At 45.0% G+C, this 16,463-nt stretch carries 18 protein-coding genes; 6 read left to right on the forward strand and 12 right to left on the reverse strand.

Features of this window, described 5'->3' with window-relative positions; all coding sequences use genetic code 11:
- Positions 1–4 precede the first annotated feature (4 nt).
- Genes ACYTXU_RS12050 through ACYTXU_RS12060 form a run of 3 tightly spaced genes read left to right on the forward strand, consistent with a single transcriptional unit; the run spans position 5 to position 2,443 of the window.
- On the forward strand, positions 5–496 hold the full coding sequence (locus ACYTXU_RS12050; protein WP_462207032.1) for an ApeP family dehydratase: 492 nt from the start codon (positions 5–7) through the stop codon (positions 494–496).
- Between the two features lie 4 nt (positions 497–500).
- A complete protein-coding gene (locus ACYTXU_RS12055; protein ID WP_462207033.1) occupies positions 501–1,226 on the forward strand; it encodes a 3-ketoacyl-ACP reductase FabG2 in 726 nt (241 codons plus the stop codon).
- A complete protein-coding gene (locus ACYTXU_RS12060) occupies positions 1,226–2,443 on the forward strand; it encodes a beta-ketoacyl-ACP synthase (RefSeq protein ID WP_462207034.1) in 1,218 nt (405 codons plus the stop codon). Before ACYTXU_RS12055 ends, ACYTXU_RS12060 begins: the two co-directional genes overlap by 1 nt.
- 20 nt (positions 2,444–2,463) lie before the next feature.
- Here ACYTXU_RS12060 and ACYTXU_RS12065 read toward each other — a convergent pair whose 3' ends face one another.
- From ACYTXU_RS12065 to trxA, 5 genes are all read right to left on the reverse strand, one after another.
- Positions 2,464–3,213: an NAD(P)H-flavin reductase gene (locus ACYTXU_RS12065; RefSeq protein ID WP_462207035.1), complete on the reverse strand. Its 750-nt coding sequence runs from the start codon at positions 3,211–3,213 to the stop codon at positions 2,464–2,466.
- A gap of 16 nt (positions 3,214–3,229) precedes the next feature.
- Complete coding sequence (gene ubiD, locus ACYTXU_RS12070; RefSeq protein WP_462207036.1) at positions 3,230–4,711, reverse strand: 4-hydroxy-3-polyprenylbenzoate decarboxylase; 1,482 nt, start codon at positions 4,709–4,711, stop codon at positions 3,230–3,232.
- A gap of 46 nt (positions 4,712–4,757) precedes the next feature.
- Entirely contained in the window at positions 4,758–5,426 is a 669-nt protein-coding gene (locus ACYTXU_RS12075; protein ID WP_462207037.1) for a hypothetical protein, read from the reverse strand.
- Positions 5,427–6,416: 990 nt separating this feature from the next.
- Positions 6,417–7,673 (reverse strand): transcription termination factor Rho, encoded by a 1,257-nt coding sequence (gene rho, locus ACYTXU_RS12080; protein WP_462207038.1) that lies wholly within the window; start codon positions 7,671–7,673, stop codon positions 6,417–6,419.
- 429 nt (positions 7,674–8,102) lie between these two features.
- Entirely contained in the window at positions 8,103–8,429 is a 327-nt protein-coding gene (gene trxA, locus ACYTXU_RS12085) for a thioredoxin TrxA (protein ID WP_462207039.1), read from the reverse strand.
- A gap of 108 nt (positions 8,430–8,537) precedes the next feature.
- Here trxA and rhlB point away from each other — a divergent pair, with 108 nt between their 5' ends.
- The 3 genes from rhlB to ACYTXU_RS12100 all read left to right on the forward strand — a co-directional run bounded on the left by rhlB (position 8,538) and on the right by ACYTXU_RS12100 (position 10,640).
- Positions 8,538–9,800, forward strand: coding sequence for an ATP-dependent RNA helicase RhlB (rhlB, locus tag ACYTXU_RS12090; RefSeq protein WP_462207040.1), 1,263 nt, complete (start codon positions 8,538–8,540; stop codon positions 9,798–9,800).
- A gap of 180 nt (positions 9,801–9,980) precedes the next feature.
- On the forward strand, positions 9,981–10,241 hold the full coding sequence (locus ACYTXU_RS12095) for a hypothetical protein (RefSeq protein ID WP_462207041.1): 261 nt from the start codon (positions 9,981–9,983) through the stop codon (positions 10,239–10,241).
- Between the two features lie 117 nt (positions 10,242–10,358).
- On the forward strand, positions 10,359–10,640 hold the full coding sequence (locus ACYTXU_RS12100; RefSeq protein ID WP_462207042.1) for a hypothetical protein: 282 nt from the start codon (positions 10,359–10,361) through the stop codon (positions 10,638–10,640).
- 103 nt (positions 10,641–10,743) lie between these two features.
- Here ACYTXU_RS12100 and ACYTXU_RS12105 read toward each other — a convergent pair whose 3' ends face one another.
- The 7 genes from ACYTXU_RS12105 to tsaC form a co-directional block, all read right to left on the reverse strand.
- Positions 10,744–11,241: an acyl-CoA thioesterase gene (locus tag ACYTXU_RS12105; protein ID WP_462207043.1), complete on the reverse strand. Its 498-nt coding sequence runs from the start codon at positions 11,239–11,241 to the stop codon at positions 10,744–10,746.
- A gap of 9 nt (positions 11,242–11,250) precedes the next feature.
- The gene (locus ACYTXU_RS12110; protein WP_462207044.1) at positions 11,251–12,123 is read right to left on the reverse strand and encodes an alpha/beta hydrolase family protein; all 873 of its coding nucleotides are present in this window, start codon (positions 12,121–12,123) and stop codon (positions 11,251–11,253) included.
- Between the two features lie 110 nt (positions 12,124–12,233).
- On the reverse strand, positions 12,234–12,953 hold the full coding sequence (locus tag ACYTXU_RS12115) for a DUF4197 domain-containing protein (protein ID WP_462207045.1): 720 nt from the start codon (positions 12,951–12,953) through the stop codon (positions 12,234–12,236).
- 55 nt (positions 12,954–13,008) lie between these two features.
- The gene (locus tag ACYTXU_RS12120) at positions 13,009–13,896 is read right to left on the reverse strand and encodes an AEC family transporter (protein WP_462207046.1); all 888 of its coding nucleotides are present in this window, start codon (positions 13,894–13,896) and stop codon (positions 13,009–13,011) included.
- 18 nt (positions 13,897–13,914) lie between these two features.
- Entirely contained in the window at positions 13,915–14,913 is a 999-nt protein-coding gene (hemB, locus tag ACYTXU_RS12125; protein WP_462207047.1) for a porphobilinogen synthase, read from the reverse strand.
- 21 nt (positions 14,914–14,934) lie between these two features.
- A complete protein-coding gene (hemF, locus tag ACYTXU_RS12130) occupies positions 14,935–15,861 on the reverse strand; it encodes an oxygen-dependent coproporphyrinogen oxidase (protein WP_462207048.1) in 927 nt (308 codons plus the stop codon).
- A 9-nt stretch (positions 15,862–15,870) separates the two neighbouring features.
- Positions 15,871–16,434: an L-threonylcarbamoyladenylate synthase type 1 TsaC gene (gene tsaC, locus ACYTXU_RS12135; RefSeq protein ID WP_462207049.1), complete on the reverse strand. Its 564-nt coding sequence runs from the start codon at positions 16,432–16,434 to the stop codon at positions 15,871–15,873.
- Positions 16,435–16,463 lie beyond the last annotated feature (29 nt).

Consider the following 16,463-nt stretch of genomic DNA (forward strand, 5'->3'; position numbering starts at 1 on the left):
CTTTATGCAGACTAATATTAATTCTCAAAAAACCGTTATCTTATCCAAGCCGCTATCTGAGTTTGTTCCTCATTCATCACCAATGGTACTGCTTGATAAGATTGTAGACTTCGAGCAAAACAGCCTTACTGCCCAGTTCCAGGTAACTGACCAGAGCCGCTTCTATTGCCCTGAGCAAAAAGGGATTGAGTCGTGGATGGGGATTGAATATATGGCTCAAGCAGTTGCTGCTCTAGCTGGGGTCAGGGCTTATCTGGTGGGGCAGCCGGTTAAGTTAGGCTTTCTGCTGGGCACTCGTAAATTTGAGATCAACCAGACCTTATTTGCTGCTAACCAGACCTATCAAGTAGTGATTACCGAGTTATTCATGGATGACTCTGGCCTGGGTGCATTTGATTGCTCAATTCTGCATAATGAGAGCCTTGTCTGTCAGGCAAAATTAAACGTTTTTGAAAGCAATGATACGGATCAGCTTCTAAATAAAGAGAGCCATTAACCTTATGAGTAGAAGAGTATTAGTCACCGGTTCAAGTCGTGGTATCGGCAAGAGTATTGCCCTGCAATTAGCCAAAGATGGTTTTGCCGTCACTGTGCATTGCCGCTCAGGACTTACACAAGCTCAAAAAACTATTGATCAGATTACCCAGGCTGGCGGAACCGCCAGTTTGCTTCAGTTCGATATTGCAGACCGAGCCCAGACACAACAAGCAATAGAAGCTGATATTGAGCAAAATGGCGCTTACTATGGCGTTGTTTGCAACGCTGGCATTACTCGTGACAACGCTTTTCCAGCCTTAAGCGATGACGATTGGGATGATGTTATTCATACCAATCTGGATGGCTTCTACAATGTGGTAAAACCGCTGGTCATGCCGATGGTTCGACAAAAGCAGGGCGGGCGCATTGTAGTCATGTCTTCAGTGTCTGGTGTGCTGGGTAATCGAGGTCAGGTTAATTATAGTGCTTCCAAAGCCGGTTTGATTGGTGCCTCTAAAGCACTGGCAGTAGAGCTGGCTCGTCGCAAAATTACCGTCAACTGCGTGGCCCCAGGCTTAATTGAAACCGATATGGTCGATGATGAGCTTGCAGGCGAAGCGCTGAAAATGATCCCGGCCAAAAGAATGGGCAAACCGGAAGAAATTGCCGGTTTAGTAGGCTATCTCTTTTCTGACACCGCGGGCTATCTTACTCGTCAGGTTATTTCGGTTAATGGAGGGATGGCTTGATGTCACGCGTTGTTATCACGGGAATGTCCGGTATTACTGCCTTTGGCGACAACTGGAATGATATTCAATCAAGACTTGTCGAAGGTAAGAACGCGGTTCGAATTATGCCCCAATGGGCTGATTGCGCAGGTCTACGCACCAGCTTGGCAGCACCCGTTGACTATAGTTTTCCAAAGCTTCCTCGTAAACGCATCCGTAGCATGGGTAGAGTTTCCTTACTGGCCACTTGCGCCACTCAGGATGCACTTGCTCAGGCGGGTTTGCTCGAGCATCCTGCACTTACTAATGGCGATACCGGCATTGCTTACGGCTCTTCCTCCGGTAGCACGCGCACCATCCCTGTCTTCGGCGACTTGATTAAAGGCGGCCCCATGACCGGTTTTACTTCAACTTCCTACGTCGAAATGATGAGCCATACCGCTCCCGTCAACATGGGCGTCTTCTTCGGCTGTAAGGGACGAATTATTCCAACCAGTAGTGCCTGTACTTCTGGCAGCCAGGGTATCGGCTATGCTTATGAAGCGATTAAGTTTGGTCGTCAGAAAGTTATGATTGCAGGCGGGGCGGAAGAATTATGTATCACTCAGGGCGCGGTCTTTGACTCGCTCTTTGCCACCTCGGTTGACAACCAGCATCCCGAGAATACTCCGCGTCCTTTTGACAAAGATCGCGATGGCCTGGTGATTGGCGAAGGCGCCGGCACCTTAATCCTTGAAGATTATGACCACGCCATTGCCAGAGGCGCTCCGATATTGGCGGAAATCGTCGGTTTTGGTTGCAACTCTGATGGGGCGCATGTGACCCAGCCACAGCAAGAAACCATGTCACAGGCGATGCAGCTGGCACTAGATGATGCTCAATTATCAGCAGATGCCATTGGCTATGTCAGCGCGCATGGTACAGCCACTGATCGTGGTGATGTTGCTGAAACTCAGGCCACACGACAGGTGTTTAACCGCGCCGTACCCATTAGCTCATTAAAAAGCTATTTTGGTCATACCTTGGGAGCTTGCGGCGCTATTGAGGCCTGGCTATCAATCGAAATGATGAACAATAACTGGTATGCACCGACTCTCAATCTTGCCAATCTAGATCCCGACTGCGCTGAACTTGATTATATTGTTGAGAACAATCGCCAAATGGACCACCAATACATCATGAGCAATAACTTCGCGTTTGGCGGAATCAATACCTCATTAATTTTCAAAAAGGTCTAGGGCTGGGGGTTGCCTAGAAATTAGTCCAGCAGTCCCATTTCGCGCTTGATGTTAAGAATGTCTGAATGAATAGAGGTCTTTTTGACCCCACGATCTAAGAGGTCCTGATAAACCGACACAGCCATCGGTTCAGAACCACCAACGTAAATATCCATATCGGTTAGATCATCATGATCCAGCATAAAAGCGTGGTGGACAAAGCCTTTGCGACCCTGCCACTTCTCATCGAGGCCTGATAACACCGGAATAAAGCTAAACTGTTCGAACTCTTCGGCCCAGGCTTGCGGTTCATCCAGTAAATAGAGATCTGCGGAAGTTTGCGCACCCCAATACAGAGTCAATGGCCTTTGATCGTCTTGCTGCAATGCCGTTTTGATAATGGAATGGAAAGGCGCAAAGCCAGTGCCACCGGCGATAAAAACAGCAGGGCGCTCTGAATCAGTAAGCACACACTCACCGTATGGCATCTGCACTCGCACTCTATTTCGATGCTTTAACTGGCTAACAATTTTATCAGCAGCGTCATGTCCCGGTAAGCGTCGGATATGCAACTCCAGTACATCCTGCAGTGGCGAGCTGGCAATCGAGAAAGGGCACATAGAGCCATCATCTAGTTCCAACATTAGATACTGTCCTGCGGTGAATTCAGGCAAGCTTCCTTCGGTTGGCGTCAATTGTATCCAGTAAACATCACGACCAATGCGTCGTACCAATGTCACTTCACAATTAACAAAGGTCGCTTCTAAATTTTCAGTGTTTTGTTCGGACATATTCTTCTCAATACTTTTATTCGGTGTCTTTCGGATCCAGGCCAAGCTCTTGCCACATCGCATCCACTTTATCTTTAACCGCCTGATCCATCACAATCGGCTTGCCCCATTCACGATTGGTTTCGCCTGTCATTTTGTTGGTCGCATCAATGCCCATTTTAGAGCCAAGGCCAGACACTGGCGAAGCAAAGTCGAGATAATCAATCGGCGTGTTATCAATCATGGTGCAATCACGGGTCGGATCGACACGTGTAGTAATGGCCCAGATGACATCCTTCCAGTCACGAGTGTTCACATCGTCATCAACTACGATCACAAACTTTGTGTACATGAACTGACGCAGGAAAGACCAGACACCCATCATGATGCGCTTGGCATGGCCAGGATATTGCTTCTTCATGGAAACAATTGCCAGACGGTAGGAACAGCCTTCCGGTGGTAAATAGAAATCGACAATTTCCGGGAACTGCTTTTGCAGAATAGGCACAAAAACTTCGTTTAACGCTTCACCCAGAATCGCAGGCTCATCCGGTGGGCGGCCTGTATAGGTTGAGTGATAGATGGGATCTTCTCGCATGGTAATGCGTTCAACAGTGAACACCGGGAAGCTGTCCACCTCATTGTAATAGCCGGTATGATCACCATAAGGGCCCTCATCCGCCATCTCTTCAGGGTCGATATAACCTTCCAGTACAAATTCAGCGCTGGCCGGAACCTGCAACTCATTGCCGATAGACTTCACCACCTCAGTCTTTTCGCCGCGCAGCAAACCGGCAAAACCGTATTCACTCAAAGTATCTGGTACAGGTGTTACCGCGCCTAGAATAGTCGCAGGGTCGGCACCAAAGGCCACCGAAACAGGGAAGGGCTGGCCAGGATTTTGCTGGCACCACTCCCTGAAATCCAGAGCACCGCCCCGGTGTGCTAACCAACGCATGATGAGCTTATTCTTAGCAATGACCTGCTGACGATAAATACCCAAATTCTGACGTTTCTTATGCGGACCTTTGGTAATGGTCAAGCCCCAGGTCATCAAAGGCGCAGCATCCTCAGGCCAACAGGTTTGCACCGGAATCTTACTTAAATCAACCTCATCGCCCTCAAGCACAATTTTCTGACACGGCGCTTTCTTAACCACCTTCGGCGCCATGTTCATAACCTGTTTAAACACCGGCAACTGCTGCCATGCATCCTTAAAACCTTCTGGTGGCTTCGGCTCCTTCAAAAAAGCCAACAGCTCACCCAACTCACGCAAACCGGTTAAATCTTCCTTACCCATTGCCAAAGCCACCCGCCGCGTCGTGCCAAACAAATTGCCCAACACCGGAATCGAATGACCTTTCACATTCTCAAACAAGATCGCCGGACCACCCGCCCGCAACGTACGGTCACAGATTTCCGTCATCTCAAGATAAGGATCAACTTCCACAGAAACACGCTTAAGCTCACCCATAGATTCAAGCTTAGCGATAAAATCACGCAGATCTTTGTATTGCATGAGGATTTTGAGTTGATTAGTAGTGGAGCTATTTTAGCAGATTGCTTTAGATTTCTATATCCAGTGTGAGGAGTTTATTGTTTTCTAAATAATAAATACCGTGACGGCTTATCTCGTCTTCTATCCAGTTAACTATAATTTCATTAGTATCTGAAAACTTATAATCGACAACCTCTTTGGCGGCAACCGTTAACTCAGTTCCATCAATTTTAGACGCATATAAGGTTATGCTATCTTCGTGGCTTAAAAATCCATCTTCATTTGTGTCCTCTGATGCAATCAAATATATGTTTCTAACTGTATGATTACTATCTTCGTGGAAACTAGGTGTTTCTATAGATATTATGTATGCATCTTTTTCTAATAAGTAACTAGTCTTTCCAATATTATCAACGAACATCAAGTTAACAGTATATTCGTCCTCGTACTCCGCCATCCGAAAAACTCTACTTTTACGCTCAACAGATTGATCAATCTTGTCGCTATTTACCTTAAATAAGTAATTATCTTTAACCTTCTTATAAAACTTAGTTTTGTATTCTATTTTGACTTCTTCACTAACTTGGTTATTAGCTACCTCTACTTTTGGAGGCTGGTAACTTTCTCGGGTTATGTCTTTAATAATATCTTTAGAAAAAGTGCCTATAAGTATTACAGCAAGAATAAAAATGAGGATTGTGTTCGTTTTTTTAATGAAGTTGTAAATTTTGTTCATTTTTAGCTCTTTTAACTGACTGACTTTATATTAACGATACACTATACAAATCGGGTTATAAATTCCATATGATCATTTTCTTTGCACCACAGGAACTTCCTAAGGTCGCTTATCCAAAGAAAAGGTAGAAAAGTAGGTTTTAAGAATTTTGCATTGATAAGTAGTGGAGTTATTTTAGAAGATTATCAGTAAAACCCTACCGATAAGGAGCTTATCTATCGTTTTCTTTAGAGAATATGTCAAGCCAGTGATAGGTTATCCACCCACCAAAAATGCCAATTGCAGGATACAAAATATAACCATACTCAATCAGTGGTATCCACCAACCAAGGGTCGAGAACCACAACCATAGTATTAAACCGACGACAAAACCCAATAATAGACACGTATAAAAATTAACCAGCTTAAAATAAATTAAGCCGAGCATACAAAGATAGTAAGGCAATGCAAGATAGGGTGTTAGGAAGATGCTGTATAGTACAAAAACAAAGGGGGCAATAAACAAGTTACTAAGATCGCTTGGCTCAGATAAGTGCCAAAAAGTTGCAACGAATCCGAATACAAAAGAAGAAAAGAATACGCTTATGAATAAAGAAGGTATCAGATGAACCTTCTTAAACTCCATATTTTGACTTATCCTTTCTTTGAAGCTCGCCACTACTTTATCCAAAGTTTTGAACGCTTTACCAAAAAGATTACAGGAAAAGATAGAGCCAGAAAAGTGGATTTTTAGGAGTTTTGCGAGGCAGTCTCTTACCCGAGGGCATTCCTAAAGTCATGCACAGCAAGGACGCATATACTGATACGTAACCGAGCGAGAACGAGACTAACAAAGAAAAAGAGACTGATTAACCTACTAAACAGCTTCTAAAATTAAGATTTTTCTTTCTAGGCGAGGCGTAGCAAGATTTTTAATGACGATTTCACAAGTAGTGAATGAGGATATTAAAAAGTCTTGCTACAACAAAGCATAGAAAGAAAAAGATAATTTTAGCGTTTCATGGCGTCGAAAAACTCGTCATTAGTCTTCGTCAACGCAATCTTGTCGATCAAAAACTCAATCGCATCGATCTCATCCATTGGATGAAGAATTTTGCGTAGTATCCAGTTCTTTTGCAGCTCTTCTGGCGACGTTAAGAGGTCTTCTTTTCGTGTGCCTGAGCGGTTGAAGTCGATTGCTGGGAACACGCGTTTTTCGGAAATCTTACGCGAGAGATGCAGTTCCATGTTACCGGTACCTTTAAACTCTTCGTAGATCACTTCGTCCATTTTCGAACCGGTATCCACTAGCGCTGTGGCGATAATGGTTAAGCTACCACCTTCTTCAATATTACGTGCGGCACCAAAGAATCGTTTTGGGCGCTGCAATGCGTTGGCATCGACACCACCGGTTAATACTTTGCCGGATGATGGCACTACTGTGTTGTAGGCACGTGCTAGACGAGTAATCGAGTCGAGCAGGATCACTACGTCTTTTTTGTGTTCGACCAGGCGCTTAGCTTTTTCAATAACCATTTCGGCGACTTGAACGTGACGTGCGGCTGGCTCATCAAAGGTTGAAGCAACCACTTCACCTTTTACTGATCGCTGCATTTCGGTCACTTCTTCCGGACGCTCATCGATTAGCAAAACGATCAGCATGCATTCTGGGTTATTGCTGGTAATTGATTGTGCAATGTTCTGCAAAATCATTGTCTTACCGGCTTTTGGTGGCGATACGATAAGGCCACGCTGCCCTTTACCGATAGGCGCTGCCAGGTCAATCACTCGCGCGGTAATATCTTCGGTTGAACCATTACCACGTTCCATACGCATACGTTCGTCTGGGTGGAGAGGGGTAAGGTTTTCGAAGAGAAGTTTGTTGCGAGAGTTTTCAGGGCTGTCGTAGTTGATTTCTGCGACTTTAAGAAGGGCAAAGTAACGTTCACCGTCTTTCGGTGGGCGTATTTTGCCAATAATGGTATCGCCCGTTCGCAGATTGAAGCGTCTGATTTGACTTGGGGAAACGTAAATATCATCCGGGCCGGCTAAATAAGAGCCTTCAGCCGAACGCAAGAAACCAAAACCATCAGGAAGGATTTCGAGAACACCGCCACCGAAAATATCTTCACCACTTTTGGCGTGATTTTTCAGTAGACCAAAGATGATATCTTGTTTGCGCATACGCGCCATATGGTCAAGACCTACGGCTTTCGCCATTTCAGACAGATCTTGAGCTGACTTTTGCTTTAATTCAGTTAGATTCATAGTATCGAGTTGTTTATTGAAACATAGAAACGTCTTGAAACGAGTTCCTGTGAAATAAAATTATTTGGAAAGAATCGGAATTTGCCCAGGGGCTTAGAGACGCTTTTTTATTAGCTTGCTCAATGTAGCATTAGTTCTGCGAGGTGTCTAGTTTTTTAGACCAACCAGAAACCACCAAGCTATAGTAATAGTTAGCAATATAATTAGCATGCCAAGAATGAAGGCTGTGCTTGCTGATGGATCTTGTTTCGCCTGTTTACTTAATGGGAGAAGCCTTAGAACTGACGCTCCTACTTTCTCTGCACACCAAAAAATGCCTTCAACTATCGCATGGAAGACCAAACTCAACACTGCAGTTATAGCATCGAACATCCAAACTCCCTCTAAACAAAAAAGAGGCCGAAGCCTCTTTTAAGTATCAATCTGACATTAAAGATTGCTATCGATAAATGCCATTAATTGTGATTTTGATAAAGCTCCCACTTTAGTGGCTTCGATATTGCCACCTTTGAATAACATCAAAGTAGGAATACCACGAATGCCATATTTAGGTGGCGTTTCGCTGTTTTCATCAATATTCAGTTTGGCTACTTTAATCTTACCTTCATACATCTCAGCAACTTCGCTAAGAATTGGGGCGATCATTTTGCATGGACCACACCATTCTGCCCAATAATCAACCAATACTGGCTGATCCGAATTTAAAACCTCAGCTTCAAAGGTCGCATCAGTCAGATATACAATTTTGTCACTCATCAATTTTCTCCTGCTATTTACTTGCGCTTGGCTCTGTACATACGCACAATGGCACTATTTCAAACAATCACGCTTGTTAATGCAAGCGCTAATGGTAAAAATTACCTTATGGATACATCGCATCTATCAACTATTAGATTTTCTGATCTAGGACTTGATCCCAAATTGCTTAAGGCCGTTGCAGACCTGGGCTTCGAATATTGCACACCAATCCAGGCAAAATCTCTGCCTTTATTGTTAAAAGGCCAGAATGTTGCCGGTCAGGCACAAACCGGTACCGGTAAAACTATCGCTTTTTTATTGGCGATTATGAACGATATTCTGACCTTGCCGGAAATCGAAGGGCGTCGTAAGAACGAACCACGTTCATTAATTATGGCACCCACTCGCGAACTTGCAGTGCAAATTGCCAAGGATGCGGTGGATCTAGCCAAACATACCGATCTCAAGATTCGGGTGGTATATGGGGGCGAGGATCACGAAAAACAACGCCAACAACTGATCGATGGTGTCGATATTCTAATTGGTACTACTGGCCGCCTGATAGATTACTTCAAAACTAAAGCGTTTGGCCTGGAGGCCATTGATAGTGTAGTTCTCGACGAGGCCGACCGGATGTTTGATCTGGGCTTCATCAAGGATATTCGCTACTTGTTCAATCGCATGCCGCCAGCAACGGATCGCCTTAACATGCTGTTCTCCGCCACCTTGTCGCATCGCGTACAAGAGCTCGCCTATGAGCACATGAACAACCCTCAGCATGTACAGGTTCAAACCCAACAGGTCTCTGCCAACAAAATCCGCGAAGCCCTGTTTTATCCAAGCCGCGAGGAAGCACTACCATTGCTGGTCGGCCTGATGCAACGATTAGGCCCCGACAAATCGATTGTCTTCACCAACACCAAGCGCGCAGCAGAGCATGTCTGGGCCTGCCTGGCTGGCAATGATATAAAGGCTGGGTTGTTAACCGGTGACGTTCATCAGAAAAAACGTTTACGCCTGTTAGATGAGTTAAAGAATGATGATGTCAGCGTCTTGGTTTGTACTGACGTCGCCGCTCGTGGTTTGCACATTGATGGGGTTACTCACGTTTTCAATTATCACCTGCCGGATGATGCTGAAGACTATGTTCACCGAATTGGGCGTACCGCACGGGCAGGCGCCGAAGGTGATGCTATCAGTTTTGCTGGCGAAGATTTTGCCATGAACCTGACTGCCATCGAACAATATGTTGGACACACTTTACCTAAACTTGAAATCAAGTCTGAGTATTTAGCCAACCTAAAACCATCGCTACCTATTCAGCAGAAGCGTCGTCATCCAACCCAGCGCCGAGGTGGGGGCAAGCCAAGACATCCACGCAACTCATAAGCACACAAGCTCTTAAGCATGCCGCACCAAAGATACGGCATGCTTAAGCTAATTAAATACAATCTCTAGTACCCAGACCACAACTAACTCACTCAAGCCTATAATTCTTACTATCTTTTTTTGTAACCATCTTTGTTGTAAGGTCGTCTTATAATGGAACTTCAATATTATGGAACAATCATGAAAAAGCTATTAACTATCATTACAGCACTTGGTATCACTGCTTGCTCTACCACAAACACCAGCAACCTTGCTTCTCAGCATACGAATGCTCATTCACCTGACGAGTTGGTGTGTTTCTACACCCAAAAGCCCGGCTGGTATATCAAGGAAAAGCACTGTATGCCCCGTAAATTATACGAAACTAGCAAGTTGGTGTTTATGCCCCCGCCACCAAGTGCACCCATAAATGTCGATAATTTACCTTCCTCTGGTAAATAATTTCCTATGTCGAAGCAATAAGTTAATGTCTATTACATATTCAGTTACATTTCTTATGTTTCGATTTTCTTACGTGTCTGCTAGTTTTTCAGGTCTCTCATACAAAATGGAATGGTCATGCTAAAAAAATTATCTTTATTATCTGTTATCTTCTTCGTATCTGCTTGCGCTACACAAACTCCTGTAGCAAGCAAAGACAACCTCGATTCTGAAGAAAAAGTTGCTTCTGAAGAGAAAAAAGAACAAAAAATTATCTGTAAACGTACGCAAACTGTCGGCACTAACTTCAAAAAGAGACAATGCTGGACTGTAGAAGATTACGAAGACTTACAGCGTAGAAGTAGAGAAGCTGTTGAACGTGCACAAGGCTCTGATATGACGGCACCTCAAGGTCGTTAATAACTTATATCTTTATAAAACCAGAGCTACATGAAGGTAGCTCTGGTTTTTTTATAAGACTCGCTGCTACGCAACTTTCTGATCTGGTAGCTGCAACCTTCACTTACTTCCATTTCTCGACGACTTCTTTGATGCGCCCTTCGCGACGACCCACATGATTTTTAATCTGCTGTGCCAGCTCGCTTTGTTTGCGCTCTTTATCGGTATCGATAATTAATTCTGGTACGGGCACAGGTGTTCGCTCATCATTAAATGCAACAAGTGTAAAGTGAGCAGTGGTGCTAAGCACATCACCTTCATCGCCACCTTTGTCTACAAATACATCAGTGCGAACCATCATGGAGGTGCGGCCAACCAGCACAACCTTTGCCACTGTTTTAATTCGGTCGCCGACAAAAATCGGTTTTTTAAATATCACTCGTTCAACCGACGCGGTCGACACCGTCCGCTCAGCGTAACGTATGGCAGCCATGGCAGCCGTGGTATCCATAATAGCCAATAACTCACCGCCAAACATGTTGCCGTATGGATTGCTTTGGTTAGGGAATACGAAATTCCAGGTTACAATCTCTTCTGCTTTTTTAGGTGTCCGCTCTGCCATTATCCGTGCCTATTGATTGAGAAAATTTACCATAGGTTGCCATATTCCTTTGACGATTTCCTGCTTTTTTCTGAACAGACCAAAATGACCAATCCTCTTCAAACCAATGTCATTTGGCATTAAATATTGGGTTTCACGGTGACTATTAAGGTACTGAGCTAATAAAGCATCTCTTGAAGATTGCGGGGCATACCAATCATCAGAAATGGTTAGTGCAAAAATGTTGGCTTTGATTTTCTTATAACCAGAAAGATCAAGACCATGAACAGGGGTAAATAAATAGTTCTCCGATTTGGCCCACTCAACCCATTGTTTGACTGCATGTTTAGGCACCGGAATTGGTCCCAGCATCTTGGAGTGAAAATAATCACCTCGCTGTAACAGCATCATTAGTGGCATAGCTAAATACCACATAGCCGCCAACACATATCTTTGCGTACCCATCCAGGCTCGCCATGCACCCACTCCGGTAGCAGCCAATATTACTTTATCAAACCTGTACGCAGAAGGCGCTAGCCCAAGAATCTGACCACCGGCACTATGCCCAAGATAATACAGACTGCTCGGCTGATAGCTATCCTGCACGTGTTGAATCACTGCCTCTAAGTCCAGCTCACCCCAATGCTGCATTAGAATATTTTCGGCTGGCATCACACCATCTTTAGATTGACTGATCCCCCGATAGTCGAATGTTAAACAAGCAATTCCTTGCTCTGCGAGATAATGCGCAATATGTTTATAGTATTGGTAGGGTACACCGAAAGCAGAGCCTATTATTAATATGCGCTTTGGTAGCTGCTTGTTGGCAGTATATAAAGCGCCCTTCAACTCATAGCCATCAGCTGCTGTTATTGAGACTTCATGATAGGGATAAGCGGACATAATTGACTGGTTTAATTCACATGACCTCTTTTTACCGAATTTTGGTCGCAATAACCAGTGGTCAGTCCACTTTTATGGTTACTTATACCAAGACTTCTATTTTCTATAACCTATTGTTGAGCAAAAACTTTTTGCAGTAACTCTGTGGTTCTGGCCAAAGGGTCACGACGGATCTTGGCTTCTTCATCAGCTACCAGGGTAAACAACCCATCCATAGTTTCGGTCATCACATAAGCTTCTATATCGAGATTGGGTTTATCGGTAAATGGAATATTGTCGTAGGTATTGAGCAAGCGCCGATAATCGCTGTAAAAACCCACTTTTTGCATATTATTATTGATAATAGGAGCAAATTTTTGCTCGAGTTGGCGCTCTGTTTTATTTCTAAAATATTGTGTTGCCGCATTGTCACCACCGCGTAAAACTCCCCAGGCATCTTGTACAGTCATCCCCGAAATAGCACTGAAGAAAACCTGTTTTGCTTCGCCAGAGGCTTGCTCGGCAGCTCTGTTCATCTGCAACTCAAATTTATCCACATAAGAACCCAGGCCAATCTGTCTGACCTTGGTTGCTACATCGCTGAACTGCTCAGGCACCATAATCTTGATCAGTGGGTTGTTGCTAAACCCGCCGGTTTTATTGGTTTTGAAAACTGCGTTTTCAGTGCCAACTTCCAAAGCCTGTTTTAGACCAGCCACCACGGTCTGTTCTGACAATGGTTGATTAGCACCACCCAAGGTATCCAAGACCCGCTGAACGTCTGTGGTTTTGCAGGAACTTAAACTTAAAGCCGCTAGCAGTATAATCGTGAGTTTGAATGGTTTGAGCATGGTCTATTCCTGAGCCGTTTTGATAGCTCATCATACAAAAGGATTCGCTCAGGCTCTAGCCCTGCACCAGCCAAATGGTGACTGGTATACAAACCACCGATAGAAGGGTTGTTAAAGCAATTGTGCTGTGAGTAATCTGCTTGTCTTGCTCTACTGCCTCAACAAAGGGCATTACACTGATTCCGGTGGGGCAGGCAGCCAATATCACCAGTGAGATTAAAACCACCCCATCAAGCTCCATCACCCATCGCCCAAAACTGTAGACCACTATAGGCAGGAGTATCAGTTTAATAGCGGTAACCAGGGCTGTTTTTTGCAACAAATGTCCCTTAAATTTACCCATCTGTGCCAGCGAGCTGCCTAAAATGATCAAAGCCAAGGGCAGGGCAGCCTCGGACACCATTTCCAAAGGTGTCATCAGTTGCTTGGGTAACTCAATGCCACTGTAATTGAAAGCCAAACCGAGTAATAAGCCGATGATTACAGGGTTACTGAACAGATTCATACTGGCTTTGAATTTGGAGGGTGTCACATTGACCTTGGTTGAAAAGAGGTAAAAAGCACTAAACAGGATCAGACTGTGTGCTGAAATAACGGCGAGGGTGATGGTCAGTCCTTGCTCTCCGGCCACCGACAATATCACCGGAATGCCGACCAGCACGTTATTAGAAAAGGTCGAAGTCAGCGCCATGCGGTGGTTCATTAGCAAGGCAACCGCAACGAAAACTACCAATACCGGAACAAAATAAGCAATCAGGGTTTGGCCGACGTCTTGCAAGCCACTGCGGTAAACACTGACAAACAAAAAGACTGGAACAAAGACTCTGAAAACCAGCTTTGATAATTCAGGGAAAAACCCATCACTGACATAGCCGGATTTAACCAGCAGGACGCCGATAATCACCACCAGGGCGATGGGGATGATGGCGTCGAGAATTAACATGACCGGCTAACTCTATTTTTATTGAGCCAGATAACGACAGATATCTTTGGCGAAATAGGTCAGGACCCCATCGCAGCCAGCACGCTTAAAACTCATCATGGCTTCCATCACGATCTGCTCTTCTTCCAACCAGCCATTGGCAGCGGCTGCTTTGATCATGGCGTACTCCCCGCTGACCTGATAGGCAAAAGTAGGTACTTTAAACTCGTCTTTAACACGACGCACAATATCCAGATAGGGCATGCCCGGTTTGACCATCACCATATCCGCGCCTTCTTCGATGTCCAGCGCCACTTCATGCAAGGCCTCATCAGAATTGGCGGGATCCATCTGATAGGTTTTCTTGTCCGCTTTGCCCAGAGCACCAGCTGAGCCCACCGCATCACGGAAGGGTCCATAGAAGCTGGAAGCATATTTAGCCGCGTACGATAAAATCATGATATTCACAAACTCGGAGGCTTCTAAAGCTTCCCGAATGGCACCAATCCGCCCATCCATCATATCCGAAGGGGCAACCACATCCGCACCAGCCATTGCATGACTCAATGCCTGCTTAACCAACACCTCTTTGGTGATGTCATTCAGGATATAACCACTGTCATCAATGATACCGTCCTGCCCATGAGAGGTATAAGGATCGAGCGCCACGTCGGTAATCACACCGAGCTGTGGGAATTTTGCTTTAATCGCTTTCACTGTGGTTTGCACCAGGCCTTCGGGATTAAAAGCTTCTTCCGCATCGAGCGACTTCTTCGAAGCATCAATGACCGGAAATAGGGCAATCGCCGGGATGCCCAGATCAACAATTTCCTGGCATTCCTCTAATAACAAATCCAGGGTTTTGCGCTCAACGCCAGGCATCGAAGCTACCGATTCTTTTTTATTCTCGCCTTCGAGGACAAACACCGGATAGATTAAATCTTTAGCTGAGATGCTGTTCTCACGCACTAAATCACGACTGAAAGCTTTCGCTCTGGAACGACGTAAACGACGACTGGGGAAAAATCCGCTATTCATATCCTTTACCTATCCTCAACCTTATTGGTTTAACCAATCTTTCGGTTTTAAGTAATATTCAGTTAACTCAGCTTCGCGACTGCCAGCTTCTGGCTGCCAGTTATAGCGCCAGCGAACTTCGCTCGGCAATGACATCAAAATCGACTCGGTGCGGCCACCGGTTTGCAGACCAAACAAGGTACCGCGATCCCAGACCAGATTAAACTCCACATAACGACCGCGACGATATAACTGAAAATCTCGCTCCGCTTCAGTGTAAGGCTTGTCTTTGGTTTTTGCCAAAATCGGCCGGTAAGCTTTGATGTAGTGATCGCCCACTGAACGCATAAAGGCAAAGCATTGCTCAAAGTCCCAGCTAGTTTGTTCACTATTGAGATCATCGAAAAACAGACCGCCAATACCGCGGTGCTCATCGCGATGCTTTAGATAAAAATAATCATCGCACCATTTTTTATATTTATCATAAACTTCACTACCAAAGGGATCGCAAGCCTGTTTGGCTACTTGATGCCAGAACATGCAATCCTCTTTATTGGCATAATAGGGCGTTAAATCAAAGCCACCACCAAACCACCAAATTGGCTCCTCACCTTCTTTTTCTGCGATGAAAAACCGTACATTCAAATGTGAAGTCGGAGCATATGGATTTTTCGGATGGATAACTAACGAAACGCCCATCGCTTTAAAACTACGCCCCGCTAATTCGGGTCGATGTGCGGTCGCAGAGGCGGGCATATTGGTGCCTTCCACATAGGAGTAGTTAACACCGCCTTTTTCAATCACGCCACCATTTTCCATCACACGTGTCAGACCGCCACCACCTTGAGCTCGTTGCCATTCATCAACGATAAAGTCCTTTTCATCATCTTCTTCAGCTAGCTGCAGGCAAATGTCTCGTTGTAACTCCAGTAAATAGTGTTTAACGTCTTCGATATTGATATTTTGCATGTAGGACTCTTATGCTCTTAGAACTTCTCGGGTCTGTGCGTCAATGATGGATGAGGGTCGTGTATGACCACCGGTTGGGCCAACAACAATCACATCCACCTCACTGCCCATTTGACAGCGCACCTGCTCAGTCTTGGTCATTTCTGGTTGCCCCGCACGATTGGCGCTGGTCGAAACCAGAGCAGTGTTAGCAGCATCGCATAATGCTTTAACATAAGGATTGCTGCTTAACCGTACCGCAATTTTTTCATGAGTGCCACGAAGTAGTGGTGAAACCTCAGAGTTCACTGGCAATAACCAGGTCACCGGGCGCTTATGCTGTTCATTAAAACAGTTGATTAGAGCTAGTCCTTCTTCGCTTAAATAAGGCTTAATCTGCTCAACGGTGGAAGCTACCAGAATCAACCCTTTTTGCCAGGGTCGACGCTTAATCTTGAGAATTCTTTGAATCGCCTGTTCGGCTTTCGGATGACAACCAAGGCCATAAACTGCCTCAGTTGGATAAGCGATTACGCCGCCCTGCTGGATACGCTGAGCGGCATAATGCATTTTGAAGGGGTTGATGTAGGCCAATGTTTGTCCTAATCATCGATCATCAAAAA

It is taken from the genome of Kangiella sp. M94 (assembly GCF_054926195.1).

What these genes read in the sequence shown, in the direction of transcription:
- ubiD (WP_462207036.1), bottom strand. Translation starts at nt 4,711, where the DNA reads ATGCAATACAAAGATCTGCGTGATTTTATCGCTAAGCTTGAATCTATG.
- ACYTXU_RS12095 (WP_462207041.1), top strand. Translation starts at nt 9,981, where the DNA reads ATGAAAAAGCTATTAACTATCATTACAGCACTTGGTATCACTGCTTGC.
- ACYTXU_RS12110 (WP_462207044.1), bottom strand. Translation starts at nt 12,123, where the DNA reads ATGTCCGCTTATCCCTATCATGAAGTCTCAATAACAGCAGCTGATGGC.
- hemB (WP_462207047.1), bottom strand. Translation starts at nt 14,913, where the DNA reads ATGAATAGCGGATTTTTCCCCAGTCGTCGTTTACGTCGTTCCAGAGCG.
- ACYTXU_RS12100 (WP_462207042.1), top strand. Translation starts at nt 10,359, where the DNA reads ATGCTAAAAAAATTATCTTTATTATCTGTTATCTTCTTCGTATCTGCT.
- ACYTXU_RS12105 (WP_462207043.1), bottom strand. Translation starts at nt 11,241, where the DNA reads ATGGCAGAGCGGACACCTAAAAAAGCAGAAGAGATTGTAACCTGGAAT.
- ACYTXU_RS12050 (WP_462207032.1), top strand. Translation starts at nt 5, where the DNA reads ATGCAGACTAATATTAATTCTCAAAAAACCGTTATCTTATCCAAGCCG.
- ACYTXU_RS12060 (WP_462207034.1), top strand. Translation starts at nt 1,226, where the DNA reads ATGTCACGCGTTGTTATCACGGGAATGTCCGGTATTACTGCCTTTGGC.
- ACYTXU_RS12120 (WP_462207046.1), bottom strand. Translation starts at nt 13,896, where the DNA reads ATGTTAATTCTCGACGCCATCATCCCCATCGCCCTGGTGGTGATTATC.
- hemF (WP_462207048.1), bottom strand. Translation starts at nt 15,861, where the DNA reads ATGCAAAATATCAATATCGAAGACGTTAAACACTATTTACTGGAGTTA.
- rhlB (WP_462207040.1), top strand. Translation starts at nt 8,538, where the DNA reads ATGGATACATCGCATCTATCAACTATTAGATTTTCTGATCTAGGACTT.
- ACYTXU_RS12055 (WP_462207033.1), top strand. Translation starts at nt 501, where the DNA reads ATGAGTAGAAGAGTATTAGTCACCGGTTCAAGTCGTGGTATCGGCAAG.
- ACYTXU_RS12075 (WP_462207037.1), bottom strand. Translation starts at nt 5,426, where the DNA reads ATGAACAAAATTTACAACTTCATTAAAAAAACGAACACAATCCTCATT.
- ACYTXU_RS12115 (WP_462207045.1), bottom strand. Translation starts at nt 12,953, where the DNA reads ATGCTCAAACCATTCAAACTCACGATTATACTGCTAGCGGCTTTAAGT.
- rho (WP_462207038.1), bottom strand. Translation starts at nt 7,673, where the DNA reads ATGAATCTAACTGAATTAAAGCAAAAGTCAGCTCAAGATCTGTCTGAA.
- trxA (WP_462207039.1), bottom strand. Translation starts at nt 8,429, where the DNA reads ATGAGTGACAAAATTGTATATCTGACTGATGCGACCTTTGAAGCTGAG.
- ACYTXU_RS12065 (WP_462207035.1), bottom strand. Translation starts at nt 3,213, where the DNA reads ATGTCCGAACAAAACACTGAAAATTTAGAAGCGACCTTTGTTAATTGT.